Annotated in this window: 13 protein-coding genes; 8 read left to right on the top strand and 5 right to left on the bottom strand. The window is 40.2% G+C overall.

Annotation, left to right across the window (positions count from 1 at the left end):
• Positions 1–2 precede the first annotated feature (2 nt).
• Genes holA through EO111_RS06725 form a run of 5 tightly spaced genes read left to right on the top strand, consistent with a single transcriptional unit; the run spans position 3 to position 8,958 of the window.
• The gene (gene holA / locus EO111_RS06745; protein ID WP_062403066.1) at positions 3–971 is read left to right on the top strand and encodes a DNA polymerase III subunit delta; all 969 of its coding nucleotides are present in this window, start codon (positions 3–5) and stop codon (positions 969–971) included.
• A gap of 7 nt (positions 972–978) precedes the next feature.
• Entirely contained in the window at positions 979–2,331 is a 1,353-nt protein-coding gene (locus EO111_RS06740) for a VanW family protein (protein WP_127011088.1), read from the top strand.
• A 24-nt stretch (positions 2,332–2,355) separates the two neighbouring features.
• Positions 2,356–6,054, top strand: coding sequence for a PolC-type DNA polymerase III (locus EO111_RS06735; protein ID WP_127011087.1), 3,699 nt, complete (start codon positions 2,356–2,358; stop codon positions 6,052–6,054).
• A gap of 12 nt (positions 6,055–6,066) precedes the next feature.
• Positions 6,067–7,620: a gluconokinase gene (locus EO111_RS06730; protein ID WP_127011086.1), complete on the top strand. Its 1,554-nt coding sequence runs from the start codon at positions 6,067–6,069 to the stop codon at positions 7,618–7,620.
• Positions 7,621–7,638: 18 nt separating this feature from the next.
• Positions 7,639–8,958 (top strand): gluconate:H+ symporter, encoded by a 1,320-nt coding sequence (locus EO111_RS06725; protein ID WP_127011085.1) that lies wholly within the window; start codon positions 7,639–7,641, stop codon positions 8,956–8,958.
• A gap of 49 nt (positions 8,959–9,007) precedes the next feature.
• Here the strand turns inward: EO111_RS06725 and EO111_RS06720 are convergent, their stop codons facing one another.
• The 5 genes from EO111_RS06720 to EO111_RS06700 form a co-directional block, all read right to left on the bottom strand.
• Complete coding sequence (locus EO111_RS06720) at positions 9,008–10,189, bottom strand: sodium/glutamate symporter (RefSeq protein WP_127011084.1); 1,182 nt, start codon at positions 10,187–10,189, stop codon at positions 9,008–9,010.
• A gap of 303 nt (positions 10,190–10,492) precedes the next feature.
• On the bottom strand, positions 10,493–11,263 hold the full coding sequence (pflA, locus tag EO111_RS06715; RefSeq protein ID WP_009353600.1) for a pyruvate formate-lyase-activating protein: 771 nt from the start codon (positions 11,261–11,263) through the stop codon (positions 10,493–10,495).
• A 6-nt stretch (positions 11,264–11,269) separates the two neighbouring features.
• A complete protein-coding gene (gene grcA3 / locus EO111_RS08425) occupies positions 11,270–11,509 on the bottom strand; it encodes an autonomous glycyl radical cofactor GrcA3 (RefSeq protein WP_009353611.1) in 240 nt (79 codons plus the stop codon).
• 2 nt (positions 11,510–11,511) lie between these two features.
• Positions 11,512–13,641 carry a formate C-acetyltransferase gene (gene pflB / locus EO111_RS06705; protein ID WP_164723925.1) on the bottom strand — a complete coding sequence of 710 codons (2,130 nt, stop codon included), beginning with the start codon at positions 13,639–13,641 and terminating at the stop codon, positions 11,512–11,514.
• A 246-nt stretch (positions 13,642–13,887) separates the two neighbouring features.
• A complete protein-coding gene (locus tag EO111_RS06700; protein WP_127011083.1) occupies positions 13,888–16,080 on the bottom strand; it encodes a nitrilase-related carbon-nitrogen hydrolase in 2,193 nt (730 codons plus the stop codon).
• A 203-nt stretch (positions 16,081–16,283) separates the two neighbouring features.
• On the opposite strand from EO111_RS06700, the gene mtnP reads away from it, so the two are divergent.
• From mtnP to EO111_RS06685, 3 genes are all read left to right on the top strand, one after another.
• On the top strand, positions 16,284–17,078 hold the full coding sequence (mtnP, locus tag EO111_RS06695) for an S-methyl-5'-thioadenosine phosphorylase (RefSeq protein WP_127011082.1): 795 nt from the start codon (positions 16,284–16,286) through the stop codon (positions 17,076–17,078).
• 32 nt (positions 17,079–17,110) lie between these two features.
• Positions 17,111–18,355 (top strand): adenosylhomocysteinase, encoded by a 1,245-nt coding sequence (locus EO111_RS06690; RefSeq protein ID WP_127011081.1) that lies wholly within the window; start codon positions 17,111–17,113, stop codon positions 18,353–18,355.
• Positions 18,356–18,777: 422 nt separating this feature from the next.
• Positions 18,778–19,926 (top strand): ABC transporter substrate-binding protein, encoded by a 1,149-nt coding sequence (locus tag EO111_RS06685; RefSeq protein WP_127011080.1) that lies wholly within the window; start codon positions 18,778–18,780, stop codon positions 19,924–19,926.
• Positions 19,927–19,930: the final 4 nt, after the last annotated feature.

Below are 19,930 nucleotides of genomic sequence, written 5' to 3'. Positions count from 1 at the left end.
AGATGGTTACATTGCTCTATGGAGATGAACCACAATTATTAGAAGAAAAAAAACAGAATCTCTTACATCAATATACAGATCGGACCTTGCTTACCTTGCGTGAAGAGCAAGGTCCCGGTTCTATTTTAGGACAATTACAAGAAGTATCTCTCTTTGGTGAACCACGAGTATTTCTGCTTGTCCATTTGCCTATCTTTGATAAACCGAAGAAAAAGCTGGCTCCAGAGTGGCAAGGATTGCGAGACTATTTGCAAAGCTATACTGGAGAAGATCCTATTATTGTAGTGTATCCAGAAACCATTGATGGACGGTTGCAAGGAAATAAAGCATTTTTGGGAGCTGTAGAATCCTTTAAGTTTGAAAAAGTAGAGGGAGAAGCTCTCTTTCAGTGGATACAACAACATTGCAAGGCTCATAAGCAAAAGATAGATCTCGATGGCATGGCATATCTACGTGACTTGGTAGATTTGTGGAAAGATGTGCCTTTAGCATTTTTGCGCACAGAATTTGATCGATTGTTCCTACTACTAAAAAATGGGGAATCGATGACAGCGCCATTTTTAAAAGAGCATATGACAGACTTTGGAGAGAAAAATATTTTTCGCTTTAAAGATGCTTTATTAGCGAAAGATGCACGAACATTACTAGATTTATTCCCCTCTATGCTAAAGAATAGAAGTGTAGATATGGCGATGGCTTATGTGCATAATCAAATGCATTTACAACTCATGGTCAGTGAATGTGCGTTTTATGGGATGACATTACCTGAGATTCAAAGCTTATTTAAGGAAAAAGGGATGAAAGCCAATCCCTATACAATTAAATTAGCCTTTGAAGCGCGCCGAAAAATTCAAATCCCAGCGGTAGCAACATTAATTAGCCAGCTGTATCATTTAATTTTGCAAAGCCGTCAAGGTATAGCAGATATGAGCCAATTTCAAGATATTTGTTTAGCCTATTGCGCAAATTAGGAGAAGTATGAAACGAAAGTATATTGCCACTGTGTCAGCTCTTATAGTTGTCGTTGGGGGAGCTGTAACAGGGCTTGTATGGCCTACGGGAAACACTATTTATGGATTAACTATAGATGGTCATAGTATATCTCATCAAAGTATGGATGAAGTAGACACCTATTTACAAGAGCGGAACACACAGTCACAAAGGATTCGCATAGTGGATGCTAAGGGAAAAGAAACGACCGTGAATTTAACAGATTTAGGGGTTACCATAGATAGGGTGGGAACCTTAACTGATGTAATGGATTATGGCTATGAAAGTGATGTCATGACCTATGTCATGCACCGAGTAGATGCGTTACTTCATGGAAAAGCGATGAACATTCGATATAAAGTAGATGGACCTATGGCTGAGTCCTACTTTATGAATTACGCTAAGGCCATGGGACAAGTAGGGGCCAATGCCACTGTTACTTTAGAAGGTAACACAGTGGTACATCAGCCTGCTAAGGTAGGACGTAAATTGGATGTGACAGCTACCATGAAACGTTTGCAAGAACAATTGCAAGAAGGAAAGGTAGAGACCCTAGAACTTGTTATCAATGAGTCTGCACAGCCTACGATAACAGATAAAGATTTAGTGTCTATCACTTCCATATTGGGGTCCTTTACGACTTATTTTGATGGCTCTAATACAAGCCGAGCCCATAATATTCATTTAGCCTCGCAAAAAATTCATCAAACTTTTATTCCGGCAGGGGGTATTTTCTCCTTTAATCAAGTTGTTGGAGAACGTACTCCTGAAGCGGGATACGATGATGCGCCTGTATTTATGGGAGGACGTTTGGTGCCAGGTATTGGTGGCGGCATATGCCAAGTAAGTTCTACCTTGTTTAATACAGCATTATTATCTGGTATGGATATTGTAGAACGTGATACGCATTTTGCTCCTGTTTCCTATATACCAGTAGGCTTAGATGCTACTGTAGCGTGGGGATATATTGACTTTCAGTTTAAAAACCCATATTCTCATCCCATCTATGTGATTGCCGAAGAAGGTGCTGGCTACGTGACCATTACTATATTAGGAGCTAAGGAAGATGTACCACAGTCTGTAACGATTACAAAAGGTAAAGAACAAAGAATTCCTAATAAAAAGATAGAAAAAATCGATGAGGCTGTGAAAGAGGAAACTGTAGAGGAAGCAGGTCATGAGGGAGTTTCTGTAGATACGACGAGAACCATAGTATATGGAGATGGGAGATCTTCTACGTATACCTTTAACTCTTATTATGAACCTGTAGATACGGTTATTGTCACAGGTCCTAATGTGGTAAAAAAGCATAAAGAGGATTCTAGTAAAAAGAATGGATAGTTGAATCAATAAGGGAGTAGTACGATGAAATACTATCATTTAGTACGAAGAGGAGAATCTAAAACAGATTTTTACTTTTACTTAAAAGATGGAAAATTGCATATATTTGGCTCTCCCGCTAAGGGCACATTAGATCCCGTGGTGCAACAACGCATAGAAGAGATTTGTTATGCTATTGGTTGTACCTACGAAGTGATAGATACTGGGGATTTCATGAACCAAATCATTCTCACTCGAATACCTAATGTAAACGTAGAGCAATTCCTTGGAGATGATTTAGGGAATAGTCCTCTGGAAGATGCAGAGTATCTTTTTTTACAACAGGCCAATGAAGTAGCAGATTACGATATCTATTGGGATATGGATGAAGAGAATCGATTCGATGAAATGGAACTCTATGTGAGTCGTGATGGTACTATAAAAACTTCGTCGGATTATGATGATTTATATGATGCGCCAGTGGTCATAGATCGTCCTAATACTCCGACTTCAACTGTGACTAGTAATTCTTCATATCCTATGCGTAGACGGAAGCTAACCACTGAAGATGGGATGTTATTAGGCCCTGTTTTTGATGAAGCTGACACGCATCGGACAGATGATTTCTTTGTAAGAACTGGAGAACAGGTTGTCATATCGGGACACTTTCACAGTTTAGATATACGAGAAATTCGACCTAAGGAAGATAGTAAGGCTGTACAAAAAGCGCGGGAAAAAGGTGAGGAGCCTAAAAAACGGTATATTATTACTGGTCATCTAGTGGACGAGCACAATAGCTTGGCTATTAAACGATTTACCAGCCCTTCTGAAGATGGACCAAAGCTATTAAAAATTTTAAAATCTGTTGGGAAGGTGCAAATCAAAGGGGAAGTCATCTATGATGAGCAATTTGTACGAGATTATGTGTTAAATATGGATTCTGTGCGCCCTGTGGAGGATACGGAGAATGCGAAGCGCACAGATACTCACGAGGAAGCCAGAGTAGAACTTCACTTACATACAAAAATGTCCGAGAAAAATGCGCTAGTAGTAGTGAAAGATATTGTGAATCGTGTGAAAGATTGGGGACATCCAGCGGTAGCCATTACTGATCATGGGGTGGTACAAGCATTTCCAGAGGCACAGGCCTATTCCTTAGAAAAAGGCGTGAAGATTCTCTATGGTGTAGAGGCCTATTTAATTGAAAAAGAGGGCCAATCGATACCACATCATATTATTATGTTTGCAAAAAATATGGTAGGTTTACGGAATCTGTACAAGATGATTTCTATTAGCCATTTGAATTATTTTGATGAGTACCCAAGATTGCCGAGAGCTGTGATTGAAGACCATCGTGAAGGGATTCTTATAGGAACGGCTTGTAAATCTGGAGAACTGATTCAAGCTATGGTTCACGGTGCTACCGATGAAGAATTGCAGAAAATTGCTACATTTTATGATTATTTAGAAATTCAACCTCATGATAATTACAAGAGTTTTATAAAAGAAGGCTTGTTAAAAAATGAGGAAGATTTAAAAGAGATTAATCGTCGTATCGTCGGTTTAGGGGATACCTTGCAAATGCCTGTAGTAGCTACAGGTAATGTGCATTATATGGATCCTAAAGACAAAATGTACCGTGAAATCATGCTTACCGCTAGCGGTGTGAAAGATGCAAAAGACAAAGCAGATCAGCATATGCGTACCACTGATGAAATGTTGGAAGAGTTTGCTTACTTAGGAGAAGACAATGCCTACAAAGTGGTAGTGACCAATACGAGAGCCATAGAGCAAAGTATTGATTATATTGTACCGATTCCTAATGGCACCTATTCACCAAAAATTGAAGGGGCTGATAAAGCCTTGGAAGATATGTGCTATGCGAAAGCAAAGTCTATCTATGGAGATCCCTTGCCGAAGACGGTGCAAGATCGATTGGACTATGAACTTAAGAGTATTATCGGCAATGGTTTCGGTGTATTGTACTACATTGCCCATAAACTAGTAAAAAAATCTTTAGATGATGGATACTTAGTAGGTTCTCGTGGTTCTGTAGGATCCTCCTTTGTAGCCACCATGGCGGATATTACGGAGGTAAATCCATTAGAGCCACATTATGTGTGTCCACAGTGCAAGTGGAGTGAGTTCTATTTGAAAGGGGAATATGCGGGGGGCTTTGACTTGCCACGGCGCAATTGTCCTGAATGTGGTACGCCACTTATCGCGAATGGTCACGATATTCCTTTCGCTATCTTTATGGGATTCCATGGGGATAAGGTCCCAGATATTGATTTGAACTTCTCTGGCGATTACCAAGGTCGTGCCCATAAATACACGGAAGAATTGTTTGGACGAGACAATGTATTTAGAGCTGGAACTATCGGTACTATTGCGGATAAAACAGCTATTGGCTATGCCTACAAATATGCAGATGTGAATGACTTACAAAAACGACGAGGTTTTATTGAAAAGTTATCTACAGGCTTTACAAAAGTAAAGAATACCACAGGTCAGCATCCGGGAGGCATCATGGTTTGCCCTCGAGATATGGATGTACATCATTTCACACCAGTTCAATATCCAGCTAATAAAAAAGAAAGTGGTATTATTACCACACACTTTGACTATCACTCTATTGAAGGTCGTATGACCAAACTAGATATACTGGGCCATGATGATCCTACCATCATTCGTATGTTAGAAGATATGACGGGTATACCATCTACGAGTATTCCTTTTGATGACCCCGCAACATTGAGCTTATTCTCCTCAACGAAAGCATTAGGCTTGACGCCGGCTCAATTGCAAGGAGATAAAGTGGCTACCTTGGCAGTACCTGAATCAGGTACTGGATTTGTACGAGCTATGTTGGAAGATTCAAAACCACAAACCTTTTCTGACTTAGTGCGGATCTCTGGTTTCTCTCATGGTACCAATGTATGGGTAGATAATGCGCAGACCTTGATTAAAACCGGGACATGTAAATTGAATGAAGCTATTTCTACCCGTGATGATATTATGAACTTTTTGCGCAACCATGGGGTGGCAGATAATGTAGCCTTTTCTGTTATGGAAAATGTGCGTAAAGGGAAAGGTATTGAAAAGCGTAATAAAGAGGGGATTGCCCAAACAGATTATGAAGACCAAATGCGAGCAGCCCAAGTGCCGGAGTGGTTTATTGGGTCTTGTAAAAAGATTTCCTATTTATTCCCACGGGCCCATGCCGTGGCTTATGTTATGATGGCATTCCGCATTGCTTGGTACAAGATTAATTATCCATTAGCATTCTATGCATCGTATTTTTCTATTCGGGCAAAAGCCTTTGACTTGAAAATTATGATGGGCTCCTTAGAAGAGCAACAACAGGAATTTAAACGGTTGAAAGCGTTAGCTGCGAAGTATGAAGCATCACCAAAGGAAAAAGATTTAATGTCTGCCTTAGAGGTATCCTTGGAAATGAAACAGCGAGGGTACTCATTTGCCAATGTAGAGTTATACAAATCTCAAGCAAGACGGTTTATGATTAAAGATGAAACCTCTTTATTACCGCCATTTGTAGCTGTTACTAGTTTAGGCGAAAAGGTAGCGGATGCCATCGTAGAAGAACGAGAGCAAGCAGAGTTCTTATCTATTAAAGACTTGCGGAGACGTACAAAAATGTCTCAAACCATTGCGAATCGCATGGTGGAATTAGGTTGTTTAGGCGACTTACCAGAAGATGAGCAAATGAGTTTATTTGGATGATAGGAGGTATATATGTCAGAAGTTAGAGAAGCAGTATGGATAGGCGTTGATGTGGGAACTACAGGCGTGCGTGCTATGGCATATACAGCACAAGGTAAATCTGTAGCTGTACGAGATGCTTTTTATCCATTAGAAACACCACAATATGATCGAGCAGAGCAGAATCCTCAACAAATATATGATGCTGTAGAAGAGGTCATTGCGGGAGTTGTAAAAGATTTACAATATAAACTAGTCACTATATCCGGGATTGCTTTAAGTTCAGTGATGCATAGTTTTATTCCTCAAGATGAACATTTTGATTTATTAGGGAATATGATTACTTGGGCAGATAGCAGAAGCTCTACTATCGTGCATCGTATGGAACAAGACGAAACGTGTAAACAATTCTACTTTAGAACAGGCTGTCCGCTACATGCATCCTATCCATTGGCTAAAATCATATGGGTCAAAGAAAATCAACCTGAAATCTTTGCTCGTATGGCGCATATTGGATCTATTAAAGATTACATGTTCCGATTGATGACAGGAGAATGGGTAACAGATAAATCAGTAGCATCTAGTTCTGGTTTATTTAATGCCTTTACAGAAACTTGGGATTCTGAGATTTTAGACTATGTAGGGATTCAAGAAGAACAACTACCTAAGGTAGTATCTACTACGTATAGTGGTAAGTTAATAGCAGGTGTAGCAGAGCGTTTAGGTTTACCTGTGAATACACCGGTTGTCATCGGTGCTACTGATGGAGTACTGGTGAATGTTGGTATTGGCGCTGTATCTAAAGGGCAGTTAAGTGCTACTATAGGTACATCTGGTGCTATACGCATGCTTACAGAAAAGCCGCAAATGGATCCTAAAGGTCGCACTTGGTGCTATAATTTAACAGATACCATGTGGGTGGCTGGTGGAGCTATCAACAATGGTGGTATGATTTTGCGTTGGATGCGAGATCGTATACTGCATTATCATGGCTCCCAAATGGAACAATTATCGGTGGATCCTTATGATTTAATGACCATGAAAGCAAGACATGTACCGGCTGGATCTGGTGGCTTGTTATTAATGCCATATTTTACTGGTGAACGAGCTCCCTATTGGAACTCTGATCTGCGTGGAGCTTTCGTAGGTTTATCCTTAAATCATAGTCGCTCTTACATGATTCGCGCCACAATGGAAGGGATTTGTTATAGCTTACGCTTTGTTCTTGAGGCATTACGTGAGTTTGAAGAGGTAAAAGATATCCGCATTAGTGGTTCTTTTACTAAATCTGAATTATGGGTACAAATTATGAGTGATATATTCGGTGAACATATCACATTACCAAATAATAGTGAAGGTGCCTCCTTTGGCGCCGCTGTGTTAGGGTTTATTTCTGATGGAACTTTGTCAGATATTAAGGATACCGCAGAGTTAGTACAGCCTGAATGTATCTATCACCCTAAGGAGCAACATCAAGCCGTATATGAAGAACTTTTCTCTATTTATGAAAGTTTGTATATTCATATGAAAGACGATTTGGCACGTCTTGTTCAGTTCCAAAAGGAACATCCATTTAGTCGTTTATAATTAGAAAGGAGACTAGAAATGCCATTAGTTATTCTTGCATTAGGAATTATTTTACTATTTTTCCTAATCGTAAAAGTAAAGATGAATAGCTTTTTATCATTGCTATTGGTCTGTGTATTATTAGCCTTTGGAGAAGGATTGCCACTTGACAAAATTTTCCCAACTATTCAAAAAGGCTTAGGAGCTACATTAGGTGGTTTAACAATCGTAGTAGGCTTTGGCGCTATTTTAGGTAAATTGATGGCTGATAGCGGTGGAGCGCAACGTATTGCAACTACATTGATCAATATGTTTGGTCGTAATAATGTAAGATGGGCTGTATGTTTAACTGGATTTATTGTAGGTATTGCTTTATTCTATGAAATTGGTTTCGTTTTATTGATTCCTTTGATCTTTACCATTGCTAAATCTGCGGATATTCCATTGTTAGAAGTAGGTATGCCAATGGTAGCAGCCTTATCTGTGACACATGGTTTCTTGCCTCCACATCCAGGTCCTACAGCAATTTCTGTATTATTTAATGCAGACATTGGATTAACGTTGGTGTATGGTATTTTAATCGGTATTCCTACAGTTATTTTGGCAGGTCCATTATTGTATAATACTGTGAAAGATATTAAAACAGATATCCCTGAAGGACTTCATAATGATAAACATTTCACAGAAGAGGAAATGCCATCCTTTGGAGTATCTATCTTTACCGCTTTAGTACCAGTTATCTTGATGGCAGCTACAGCTATCGGTAAAATGATGAATTTACCAAAAACATCTACCATTATGGTCATTCTTAACTTCATTGGTGATCCTTCTGTAGCGTTGACAATTTCTATTATTATTGCTTTCTATACATTTGGCTTCGCTCGTGGCAAATCTATGAAAGATATTATGGCTACTTCTGAAAAAGCGATTTTAACAGTAGCTATGATTCTATTCGTTGTAGGAGCTGGTGGAGCACTAAAACAAGTATTGATCGATAGCGGTGTGGGTACCTATATCGGTGAACTAGTGATGCAAGTGAATGTATCTCCATTAGTATTAGCTTGGTTAATTGCTGTGGTGATTCGTATTGCTGTTGGCTCTGCTACAGTGGCAGCTATGACAGCTGGCGGCATTGTGGCGCCGTTAATTCCATTAACAGGTGTAAGCCCTGAATTGATGGTAATTGCAGTAGGTGCTGGTTCTGTATTCTTTAGCCCACCAAATGACCCAGGATTCTGGTTATTTAAAGAGTTTTTCGGATTATCTGTCAAACAAACATTACGCTCTTGGTGTATGGTGGAAACAGTGATTGCCGTATGTGGATTAATTGGTGTAGAAATCATTAATTTATTCTTATAATAAAAAATCCCCAGTCCAGTGAATGGATTGGGGATTTTATATTATATATTTACCAATAGAACTGCATGATCCAATGCAAGATAGGGATACCCAATACATTGATTAATACAGTAGCTGTAATTGGAACAACTAGGAAAGCTTTTACAGATTTTCTGTAGCGACCACCGAGGGTAGCGATGGTTGCTACCGTGTTTGGTGTGATACCTAAGCCGTGGCCAAGGAGGGCGGCGCCGATGACAACGCCGTCGTAATCTTTACACAGCACAGGAAATACGATGAATCGTGTAAACAGAATAATCGCAATGACTTGTACCACAAGAATCACAAGCATTGGTCCTGTAAGCGCACGTAATGCGATTACAGGTACGCTCATGAACACAGTAGTTAAGAAGATAGTAATACTAATTTGACTAAATAAGGCAATAGCTTTAGAATTGATGAACGTTTGGCCCATGGCATCGCCACCATTACGAATAGCAATGGCCAATAACATGGATACGATGAACGTAGGAAAGTGCAAACCAAAGGTATCTAATAAATAGTGAGAACCGCCGATGCCGATGCTGACACAGATAAGAACCAACAATAAGTTGATGATAATCCCAACCGGTGTGGGTGCTGGGGAATCTGGTGGAGGAGGTGCTGTTTCATAGCGATTGAACTTTTCGATTAAATATTGTCCCATAGGACCGCCGATGAACACACCGATAATGGTAGTGAATGCAATGATACCATGTGCTACAGTTTCACCATTTAAGGCATTCCCTAAGTCATGACCTAAGGCGGACACAAAGTTGTAGCTGCTTTCAAGAGATAAAGAGCCTAATAAAATAGCATAGTGTTTGTCTAATCCAAATAGGCTAGCTAGTCCTAAGCCAATGCTGATTTGCATAATCACAAGTAAAGTACTCATGCCCCAGTAGCGAGGGATTGCTTTTAACGAAGATGTACAAATTTGCACGGGCGCTACTAGCCCCATAGTGGCGAAGAATGCCACCATAGCAGGAACGAGAACAGCCTTGTCCAGAGTAATGAGTATAAGACCAGAAATTTGTAGTAGAAATACAATCATTGCTACAGTTAAACCACCAATAGCAGGCACTGGGATAGCCCAACGATGCAAGATGTTAATGTGCTTGTGCATAAAGGTTCCCAGTAAAAAGGAAAACAGTGAGAGTATGACCGTTTCTACGGCGCCAAGATGTAATTGTAGCATGTATGACGATGCCATGAAATGCCTCCTAACTTTAGGTACAAAAGACTATGATGGTGCAGTAGTGCGCATAGGATTCACTTGCACCAAAATCATAGTGAGATAGTCTGAAATAATACTCTCCTATTATACAACTAAACATCTAATATGTAAAAGCTATCCATAAGAAATGAATATCAATATATGAACATAAAATGCTAATATAACAGATACATAGGAATATACACATACCGATATGTCTACGGAGGCATACAGAAAAAGCGCACCGTCCACGAAGGATAGTGCGCTTTTATGAAAGATCAGGAAAGTATTATTATGAGTTTAACTTTCTGGTGTTTTAAGAGGACACCATAAACCTCGGCGGTAGTCGCGTATTCCAGAAAGGACAACGCGGAGTGCACGCTGTGCGTCAGCTTTTGAGAGGGGCGGTATTCCATCTAAGCGATAGGAAATGCCAAGACTTTCATATTTATTAACCCCCATGACGTGGTAAGGTAAGCAATCTACGGCTTTCAAATGTTTGAAGGCACCTAGAAAGAAACCAAGCCGATACCAGCGATCGCGATTATCTGTGATGGTTGGGACTACCACGTGGCGTACCCAAAAATCGGTACCCTGCTCGTCTATAAACTTAGCGAACTCTAGGACCGCATCATTAGGTTTGCCGGTTAGTGTTTCGTGTATAGAGGAATCGATCTCTTTCACATCAAGAATGACTAAATCCGTTACGTCAAGAAGCATTTTGTACTCTCTAGCCTGTTCTTGTGTGTAGCAAATCCCGCTTGTATCTAGACAAGTATGAATTCCCTTTCCGTGAAAGAAAGTAAAGAGTTCGATAATAAAAGGGAGTTGCAACAATGCTTCGCCACCAGTGACAGTAATGCCTCCAGTGATATAAAAGTCTCGATTCCTTTCAAATTGTGTCCACACATCTGCCACCGTCATTTCTTGGGCATACGTAGAGGGATCCCAAGTATCTGGGTTATGGCAATAGGCACATCGCAATGGGCAACCTTGAAGGAAGAGGACAAATCGCATGCCCGGACCATCCACAGTTCCCATAGTCTCAATGGAATGAATACGACCTACCATAGTGTATTACATGGATTGATGGAATGTACGAGCAATCACTTCGTCTTGTTGAGCTTTTGTCAACTTGTTGAAATGAACAGCATAACCAGATACACGGATAGTCAATTGTGGATACAATTCAGGATGTTTTTGAGCATCTAATAATGTTTCACGATTGAATACATTTACGTTTAAATGGTGGCCGCCTTTTTTGCTGTACCCATCTAATAACTGTACTAAATTATCAACTTGTTGTTCGTTTGTCATAGTTACTCCTTTTCTTCAGGGAATGTAACATTTGGCTCACGGCAAGCTAGATTTTCACAACCATCGGCTAATGCATGTTCAATATTGCCTAGGTCTATATCTAGGTCCAAGTCGCCTAATGTAACCATAGACTCTCCGGATTTACCAAGAGAATCTGGAATAATAGAGAATGTATTAGAAATACCATCGCAACAATCACGCCATGGCATTTTAGCAACAGATGCTAGGGAAGAGATAGCCCCGTGTTCGTCACGACCATGCATAGGATTGGCACCAGGAGCAAATGGAATACCTGCTTTACGTCCGTCAGGAGTAGCACCAGTGGCATTACCGTATACCACATTCGATGTAATGGTTAATAGTGACATAGTAGGCACGGATTGACGATAGGTTGGATGTTTACGAATTTTATTCATAAACCCAGATACCACCGTAGCAGCTAAATCATCTACACGATCATCATCATTACCATATTTAGGGAATTCGCCTTCAATTTCAAAATCAATAGCAATACCATTTTCATCACGTATAGGTTTTACTTTCGCATATTTAATAGCGGATAAAGAATCAGCTACTACGGAAAGTCCAGCAATACCTGTAGCAAACCAACGTGTTACCTTACGGTCATGCAATGCCATTTCCAATTTTTCATAGGCGTATTTGTCATGCATGTAATGAATGATATTTAAAGCATTCACATATACACCTGCTAACCATTCCGTCATATCTTCAAAGCGTTCCATGACTTCGTCGAAGTCAAGGTATTCTGAAGTAATAGGGCGGAATTTTGGACCTACTTGCTTTTTCAGCTTTTCATCTACGCCACCATTGATTGCGTATAGTAAGGCTTTCGCTAAGTTACAGCGAGCGCCAAAGAATTGCATTTCTTTACCAATACGCATAGGGGATACGCAGCAAGCGATGGCGTAATCATCGCCAGAATTTGGGCGCATGATTTCGTCGTTCTCATATTGAATGGAAGATGTTGCAATAGAGAGCTTCGCACAGAACTTTTTGAAACCTTCAGGGAGGGAAGGAGACCAAAGTACTGTTAAGTTTGGTTCAGGAGCAGGACCAAGGTTTTGCAATGTATGTAGGACACGGAATGCCGTTTTAGACACTAGTGTACGTCCATCAGTGCCCATACCACCGATAGACTCAGTTGTCCATACAGGATCACCAGTAAATAAATTGTTGTATTCATGGATACGTGCAAAACGAACCATGCGCAATTTCATAATAAAGTGATCCACCATTTCTTGGATTTGTTCTTCTGTATATTTACCAGATTTCAAATCACGTTCTGCATAGATGTCCAAGAAAGTGGAGTTACGTCCGATGGACATAGCTGCACCGTTTTGTTCTTTGATAGCACCCAAATAGCCAAAGTATAGCCATTGGATAGCTTCTTTTACATCGGTAGCAGGTTTGGAGATATCAAATCCGTAGGACGCAGCCATTTCTTTTAATTCTTTCAAAGAACGGATTTGATCTCGAATTTCTTCGCGGTCACGAATGATATCTGGCATCATATCGCCCATGGTGATATTGAATTGATCTTCTTTATCCTTGATCAAATAATCTACACCATATAAGGCTACACGGCGATAATCACCGATAATTCGGCCGCGGCTATACGCGTCAGGTAGGCCCGTAATAATGTGAGCAGAGCGAGCAGCCCGCATCTCAGGTGTATATACATCAAATACACCATCATTATGTGTCTTACGATGAGTTTTAAAGAATGCTTCAAGAGTTGGATCCATTTTGTAACCATACTCTTCGATAGCACTTTTAGCAGTTCGTAAACCACCATAAGGGAACATGGCACGTTTCAAAGGATAATCAGTTTGAAGACCTACAATTTGTTCATCTTCTTGAATAATATATCCAGGGGCATGCGCCGTAATATGAGTTGCTACATCAGTGTCTGCATCGATGACAGAACCTTTTTGTCGTTCTTCCTCATATAAATCTAATACCCGTTGCCAAAGTCTAGTAGTTCGTTCTGTAGGACCTACTAGAAAAGAATCATCGCCTACATAAGGCACATAGTTTCGTTGGATAAAATCGCGTACGTCCACGGACTTATCCCATACACCTGTATTGAAGTCTTTCCATGCTTGTTGCATAATATACCTCCAAATACACATTAAAACGTAACCCATAGGGTTAACTTTATTGTAATCTATAACGATTATCATTACAATATAATTTTCAGTATGGGTTATATCATTTTTGAAAGTGGTGCATGAGTAAATGGTCAAACATTAAATAACGCTATATACAGGATGTAAGATATCTAATAAGGTATATTACAAAGTTGTATATAGCGTTACTATAGTATAGATTTATATTTTTAAAATCAAGAAATATACTCACTTTTTGGTGTGGTGATATAGAACTCTCTCTTTAATGATATGGTAAGTACGTGAGAAATATGGTTTTAATTGGCTTTCACTTAGGTCAGTACCGAAGGCACGTTCACTGACAAGGAACAGTGGCGGAGATTGGATGCGTTTTGCCACAGCTAATCCGTTGAAAGATTTCCACCAGCGTTCGAGGTCGTTGATAAACTGATCTGTAGATGTGAAATAGTGAGAAACAGGGTGTGGCAATCCTAATAGGTGCTCCAATGTGCCTTTTTCATAGGCACACAAGATATCCTCAGGCGTCAAACGCTGATGAGGTAGTGTATGAGGTGTACCCTCTACGAAGGCACGGAATAAGCAGTCGTGATATTCATACCGTAAGGGATCACCAAGACCTTGTGTCACATCCTGTGCATCAGATAACTCAGCACTCGGTACCACATCGATGGACCCTTGAGGAATGACCTCTCGTTTAAAAATGTGCTTATTCATGTAGCATGCCAAAGCATAGACATCCGTTTTCCATACATCCCCTGTTACGGCAAGGAAACCTGCCAAATCACCGTACATTGTAGCATAACCGACAGTGAACTCCGTTTTATTGCCATTGCACGTGAAAGCCCCGTTCACAGCGGATGCTATACCGGCTAAGATACGAGACGAACGATCACGGGCTTGGATGTTTTCTTTGGCAAGGGTGGATAGCTGTAAGAATGTGGTAGTATCTAAGTCGGTATCCACATGAGTTTGCTCAGTATGGTTTGTAGTAAATTGCTGCGATTCACATATAGTATCTGTAGTAGAATTGGAGATAGTAGCATCATCTGCTAGTGTATGCTTATGTACATGACTAGAGGTCTTTAGAGGAAATTTTGTGAAAGGTTGACTTTCTAGTTGTACAACGGTGGTATTCACACCTTCCTCAATAGGAAATACGCCGTAATGGCAACCGATGTTCTGTGCTAATTGGTAGGCCAAATCTTTCGTCATATCAGAGTTGTAACGGCTTGGCATATTGACTAAGTATAAATTCTCCGGCGGCAATACAGTGCTGTACAAAGCAGCATTGAAAGCAGAGTCGATACCACCTGAGGCGCCGATGACAATATTTTTGATACCCGTTTGTGCTAAAAATTGGCAAATGCCGTATTGAAGAGCTTTGAATAGGGTAGGGATGTAGGTAGGAGTTGCATCCTGTATATGATTTAAATCCTGTGTATGATATGTATCATTTTTATCACATCTATTATGTTCTAGGGACAGTTGAAGTACTGTACTATCTTCAGAAGTATCCCGTTGTTCAGAGTTAGCATTTGAAAGTGCTTGCCACAAGGTATCTTTCAATAAGGTAGGTCGTACAGTATTTTCAAAAGCAGGTACTTCTTCCACAACAGAACCGTTCACGTCATATAGCGTGGAGCAACCGTCATAGATGCAGATATTTTTGCCGTTGTTTTGAATTCCCACATGGTTCGTATAGGCAATAGGAGTATTGTATTGTTTGGCTTGTGCACTAAATAGGGCGCGGCGCTGTTCTTGCTTATGAATTGTGTAAGGCGAAGAGGAACAATTCACGATCAGATCGATGTGCTGACTTTTCGCTTTTGCAGATTCTACCATAAGACTAGTGGGACAATCTGGATAGTGCGTATCCCAGCTATCTTCACAGATAACAGGAGCAATAGTAAAAGCTCCTTGTCGAGTGAAAATCGTGAGAGGCTGATTGATATCCGATAAAGGAAGATTACGCTCTTTCGCGACTACATTGGCGCTAGTGAAATGTCGAGGTTCATTAAAGTACCGATAACATGGCAATAAGGTTTTAATTGTAAATGGATAAGGCTGGGATGGATTGGATACCAGTTGTCCTTTGGATGCTACATATAGAGCATTGTATTTGCGAAGACTGCCATCTAAGTTACGTAGACGTTCATCAATACCTACATTGCCAAAGATAATCGTAAGATTGGTGTTAGCGGTGGCTTTCACTAATTTTTCACCATAGTAGAGACAATCATTTATAGAAGGCACTTGGTCCCACAAATCACCTACCATATATCCGCTGAGACACAATTCTGGAAAGATAAGGATATCCGTGCTCACAGCCTTGGCATAGTCGATGGCATGCATCATAGATTGAAAGTTTGTAGCAGGATCACCAGGGTGTACCTGAATTTGTCCAAAAGCAATACGAATCATGGAGAACTCCTTTATTGTATAGATTGTTGTGTTAATAGTTATTGTGTATATTATAGCATTTTATGGATGATTTGTAGTGTGGAAGGAAATGGTGAAAAATTTATAACTGCTAATAATGATACTCTATACCCACAAAACTATCCATTCCATGCTATAATGAATTCATACAGATATTTTTTCTATCTTTCACAAGGAGGAACAATATGTCAGCCATTGCTATTATTGGTGGTACCGGTGTGTACGACCCAAATATGTTTGAAACTATGACGGAATCTTCGCTTATGACGCCCTATGGTGAGATTCACTATGTGTGTGGTACGTATGAAGATAAGACGGTGTATTTCTTAGCTCGTCATGGTCGAGATCATTCGATTCCACCGCATAAGATTAACTATCGTGCTAATATTTGGGGACTTAAAAAATTAGGTGTGAAATTCATCGTATCAACTACAGCAGTAGGTTCTTTGGATGAGAACTTTGGACCTGGTCATTTTGTGTTGACCGACCAATTCCTAGACTTTACGAAAAACCGGGTGAATACCTTCTACGAAGGCGGCGATCGTCCGGTGGCACATGTGGATGTGACAGAACCATATAGCCCTGAGTTGCGAGGTATTGTAGAAAGCGCCGCTAAATCCTTAGGCTTAACGGTTCACAATGGGGGCACTTACGTATGTACAGAGGGACCTCGCTTTGAATCTCCTGCTGAAATCCGCATGTATGCTATGTTAGGGGGTCAAACAGTGGGTATGACAAACGTACCGGAAGTGACCTTAGCGAATGAAGCGGAAATGGCATATATGACAATTTCCATGGTCACAAACTACGCGGCAGGTATTTCTGAATCTGCTTTGACCCATGGCGAAGTGGTAGACATGATGCAACAAATGGCAGAACAATTGCAATCCCTTGTTAAAGAAGTTATTAAAGGCATCGATGTGAATGCAGACTATCCAGCGCATCATCGTATGGCTGAATATGGTGGCTTTCAATTATAATCTATGGTGAAGAATCTAAAAGGAGAACTCCAATGCAATCTTTAATTCGAGATATTTCATTAGCCGCTGAAGGTCGTAAAAAAATCGACTGGGTAGCTAATTTCATGCCTACTTTGAACACATTAGGGGACCGTTTTGAAAAAGAGCAAACTTTCAAAGGTCAAACTATCGTTGTGTCCGTCCATTTAGAGGCGAAAACTGCGTACTTATCTACGGTGTTGCAACGTGGTGGTGCAGATGTGATCGTTACAGGTTCCAACCCATTGTCTACGCAAGATGATGTGGCAGCAGGACTGGTAGATATGGGCTTAACTGTATATGCTTGGTACAATTGTACAGACGAAGAGTATACGATGTTCCTGAACAAAGCACTGGATCATAAACCTCATATCATCATCGATGACGGTGGAGATTTAGTAAGCTTGTTACATACAACACGAACTGATGCAAAAGAACGTTTGTTGGGCGGTAGTGAAGAAACCACAACAGGTGTACACCGTTTAAAAGCCTTGGCTGAAGCGGAACAGTTGACATTCCCAATGATCGCTGTTAACGACTCTAACTGTAAATACTTATTCGACAATCGCTATGGTACTGGCCAATCTGTTTGGGATGGTATTATGCGCACTACGAACTTAACAGTAACAGGTAAAAATGTGGTGGTTGCTGGTTACGGCTGGTGCGGTAAAGGCGTGGCACTTCGTGCCAAAGGCCTAGGTGCTCACGTGTATGTAACAGAAGTAGATCCAATTAAAGCAATCGAGGCTGTATTTGATGGTTTCAAAGTATTACCAATGGTGGAAGCTGCTAAAATTGGCGATATTTTCTGTACGGTCACAGGCTGTAAAGACGTTATTACAGAAGAGCACTATGCTGTGATGAAAGATCGCGCTGTGCTTTGTAATGCAGGGCATTTCGATTGCGAAGTAAATGTGAAAGATTTAGAAGCCATGGCTGTATCTCATGAACGAGTGCGTCAGAATATCGAAGCCTACCATATGCAAGACGGTCGTCAATTGTATGTACTAGCAGAAGGTCGCCTTGTGAACTTAGCAGCAGGGGATGGACATCCAGCAGAAATTATGGACTTGTCCTTTGCTATGCAGGCATTAGCAGCGGAGTACATCTTACATCATGGGGCAGATATGGCAGATGATGTGCATGTATTACCATATGAAGTAGACGCGGAAATTGCGAAACTGAAATTGCAATCCATGGGCTATGACTTAGATACATTGACACAAGAACAGTACGATTATTTGTATACTGTGAATTAATAGTGGTGAAAATTTGTTGATACAAAGTAAATAAAAGTTCAATTGTGTTAAACTGGCGATGAAAATGCTAACTTTCGTCGCCAGTTTTAATATGGCAAAGTAGTAGATTGGATCATATTTCTAAAAGGATATAATTGTTATCAGAACCTATCTATTCCTATATTTACTATTCAAAAAAGATGTTTGTCCGCCTGATGAATACAAAAATAAGAAAAATATACGCTATGGGTTTACTAAATAAACTCATAACTAAATTCTTATATTTATATTTGACAAACTACTCATGTTACATTCATAATAGGAAAGCATAGATTTTCTATAGAGTTATCACTTGTTCTTTAAGCTGATAAAGTGAAAAAGGTAAAGATGACTTTCACAGTTAGAAAATCCAAAAGAGGAATTTTAAGAAGGAAGGGTGTAACATGAAAAAATCCATGTTCAAACGTGCACTAGCATTGGGTGCTACAGCTATTTTAGCCGCGGCAATCGCTGGTTGCGGTGGCAATAGTTCATCAACAAACAATGCAAATGAAGCAAAAGTAGCTTTACTGACAACTACGTCTGGCGCGGCAGCTGCCTATGGCGAATCTATTAAGAATGGTGCAGAGTTAGCGGTAGCACAAATTAACGCAGATGCTAACAATGTAAAAATTAATTTGTTAGTGGAAGATACAAAAGGTGACAAAAACGAAGCCATCAATGCGATGAACAAAGTGATTGCTAAAGATAAAGTCGTAGCTGTCATCGGACCTATGTTATCTGGTGAAATGATGGCGGCAGGACCGATTGCTAACAAAAATAAAGTCGTAGCATTGGGTACTTCTACAACTGCAGAAGGCATCACTGATATCGGAGATTATATTTTCCGTAATGCTGTACCAGAATCTTTGGCAGTAGATGCAGCGATTCGTCAATCTCATAAAGTATTAGGTTTCAAAACAGCAGCGATTATGTATTCCAACAACAATGACCAAATGGTTTCTGTAAACAATACAGCGAAAAAAGCATTGGAATCTGAAGGGGTTCAAATTGTAGCGACAGAAACATTTGCTGATAAAGATACAGATTTCTCTGCACAGTTGACTAAAATTCAACAAGCAAAACCTGACATTATCATCGTTGCCTCCTTGTACCAAGAAGGGGCATTGATTATGAAAAAAATGCGTGAACTTGGTATGAACCAACCAGTAGTAGGTTCTAATGGCTTCAACAGTCCAGCATTTATTAAAAATGCAGGCGCTGCTGCTGATGGTGCTATCGTTGGTACACCTTGGTTCCCTAACAAAGATGACCAAAAAGTTCGCGACTTCCGCAAAGCTTATGTAGAAAAATATGGTCATGAACCAGATCAATTTGCAGCACAAGCATATGATGCTGTATTCTTGTACGAAGCAGCTTTAAAAGCAGCAGGTTCTACAACAGATCGGGAAAAATTCCGTAATGCCTTAAAAGGTATTAAAGACTTCGTAGGGGTAACTGGTAAATTCCAATTCAACGAAAAGCGTGACCCATCTATGGAAGTTCAAGTTTTACAAATTAAAAACGGTCAGTTCGACGCATTACAAAAATAGGAGT

It is taken from the genome of Veillonella sp. CHU594, from assembly GCF_003992265.1.
GTDB lineage: Bacteria > Bacillota > Negativicutes > Veillonellales > Veillonellaceae > F0422.
Note: the sequence above shows the minus strand (reverse complement) of the source record. Positions and strands in the feature narration are given on the sequence as shown.

Coding starts and splice junctions, on each gene's coding strand:
- holA (WP_062403066.1), top strand. CDS start 3: ATGGTTACATTGCTCTATGGAGATGAACCACAATTATTAGAAGAAAAA.
- EO111_RS06740 (WP_127011088.1), top strand. CDS start 979: ATGAAACGAAAGTATATTGCCACTGTGTCAGCTCTTATAGTTGTCGTT.
- EO111_RS06735 (WP_127011087.1), top strand. CDS start 2,356: ATGAAATACTATCATTTAGTACGAAGAGGAGAATCTAAAACAGATTTT.
- EO111_RS06730 (WP_127011086.1), top strand. CDS start 6,067: ATGTCAGAAGTTAGAGAAGCAGTATGGATAGGCGTTGATGTGGGAACT.
- EO111_RS06725 (WP_127011085.1), top strand. CDS start 7,639: ATGCCATTAGTTATTCTTGCATTAGGAATTATTTTACTATTTTTCCTA.
- EO111_RS06720 (WP_127011084.1), bottom strand. CDS start 10,189: ATGGCATCGTCATACATGCTACAATTACATCTTGGCGCCGTAGAAACG.
- pflA (WP_009353600.1), bottom strand. CDS start 11,263: ATGGTAGGTCGTATTCATTCCATTGAGACTATGGGAACTGTGGATGGT.
- grcA3 (WP_009353611.1), bottom strand. CDS start 11,509: ATGACAAACGAACAACAAGTTGATAATTTAGTACAGTTATTAGATGGG.
- pflB (WP_164723925.1), bottom strand. CDS start 13,641: ATGCAACAAGCATGGAAAGACTTCAATACAGGTGTATGGGATAAGTCC.
- EO111_RS06700 (WP_127011083.1), bottom strand. CDS start 16,080: ATGATTCGTATTGCTTTTGGACAAATTCAGGTACACCCTGGTGATCCT.
- mtnP (WP_127011082.1), top strand. CDS start 16,284: ATGTCAGCCATTGCTATTATTGGTGGTACCGGTGTGTACGACCCAAAT.
- EO111_RS06690 (WP_127011081.1), top strand. CDS start 17,111: ATGCAATCTTTAATTCGAGATATTTCATTAGCCGCTGAAGGTCGTAAA.
- EO111_RS06685 (WP_127011080.1), top strand. CDS start 18,778: ATGAAAAAATCCATGTTCAAACGTGCACTAGCATTGGGTGCTACAGCT.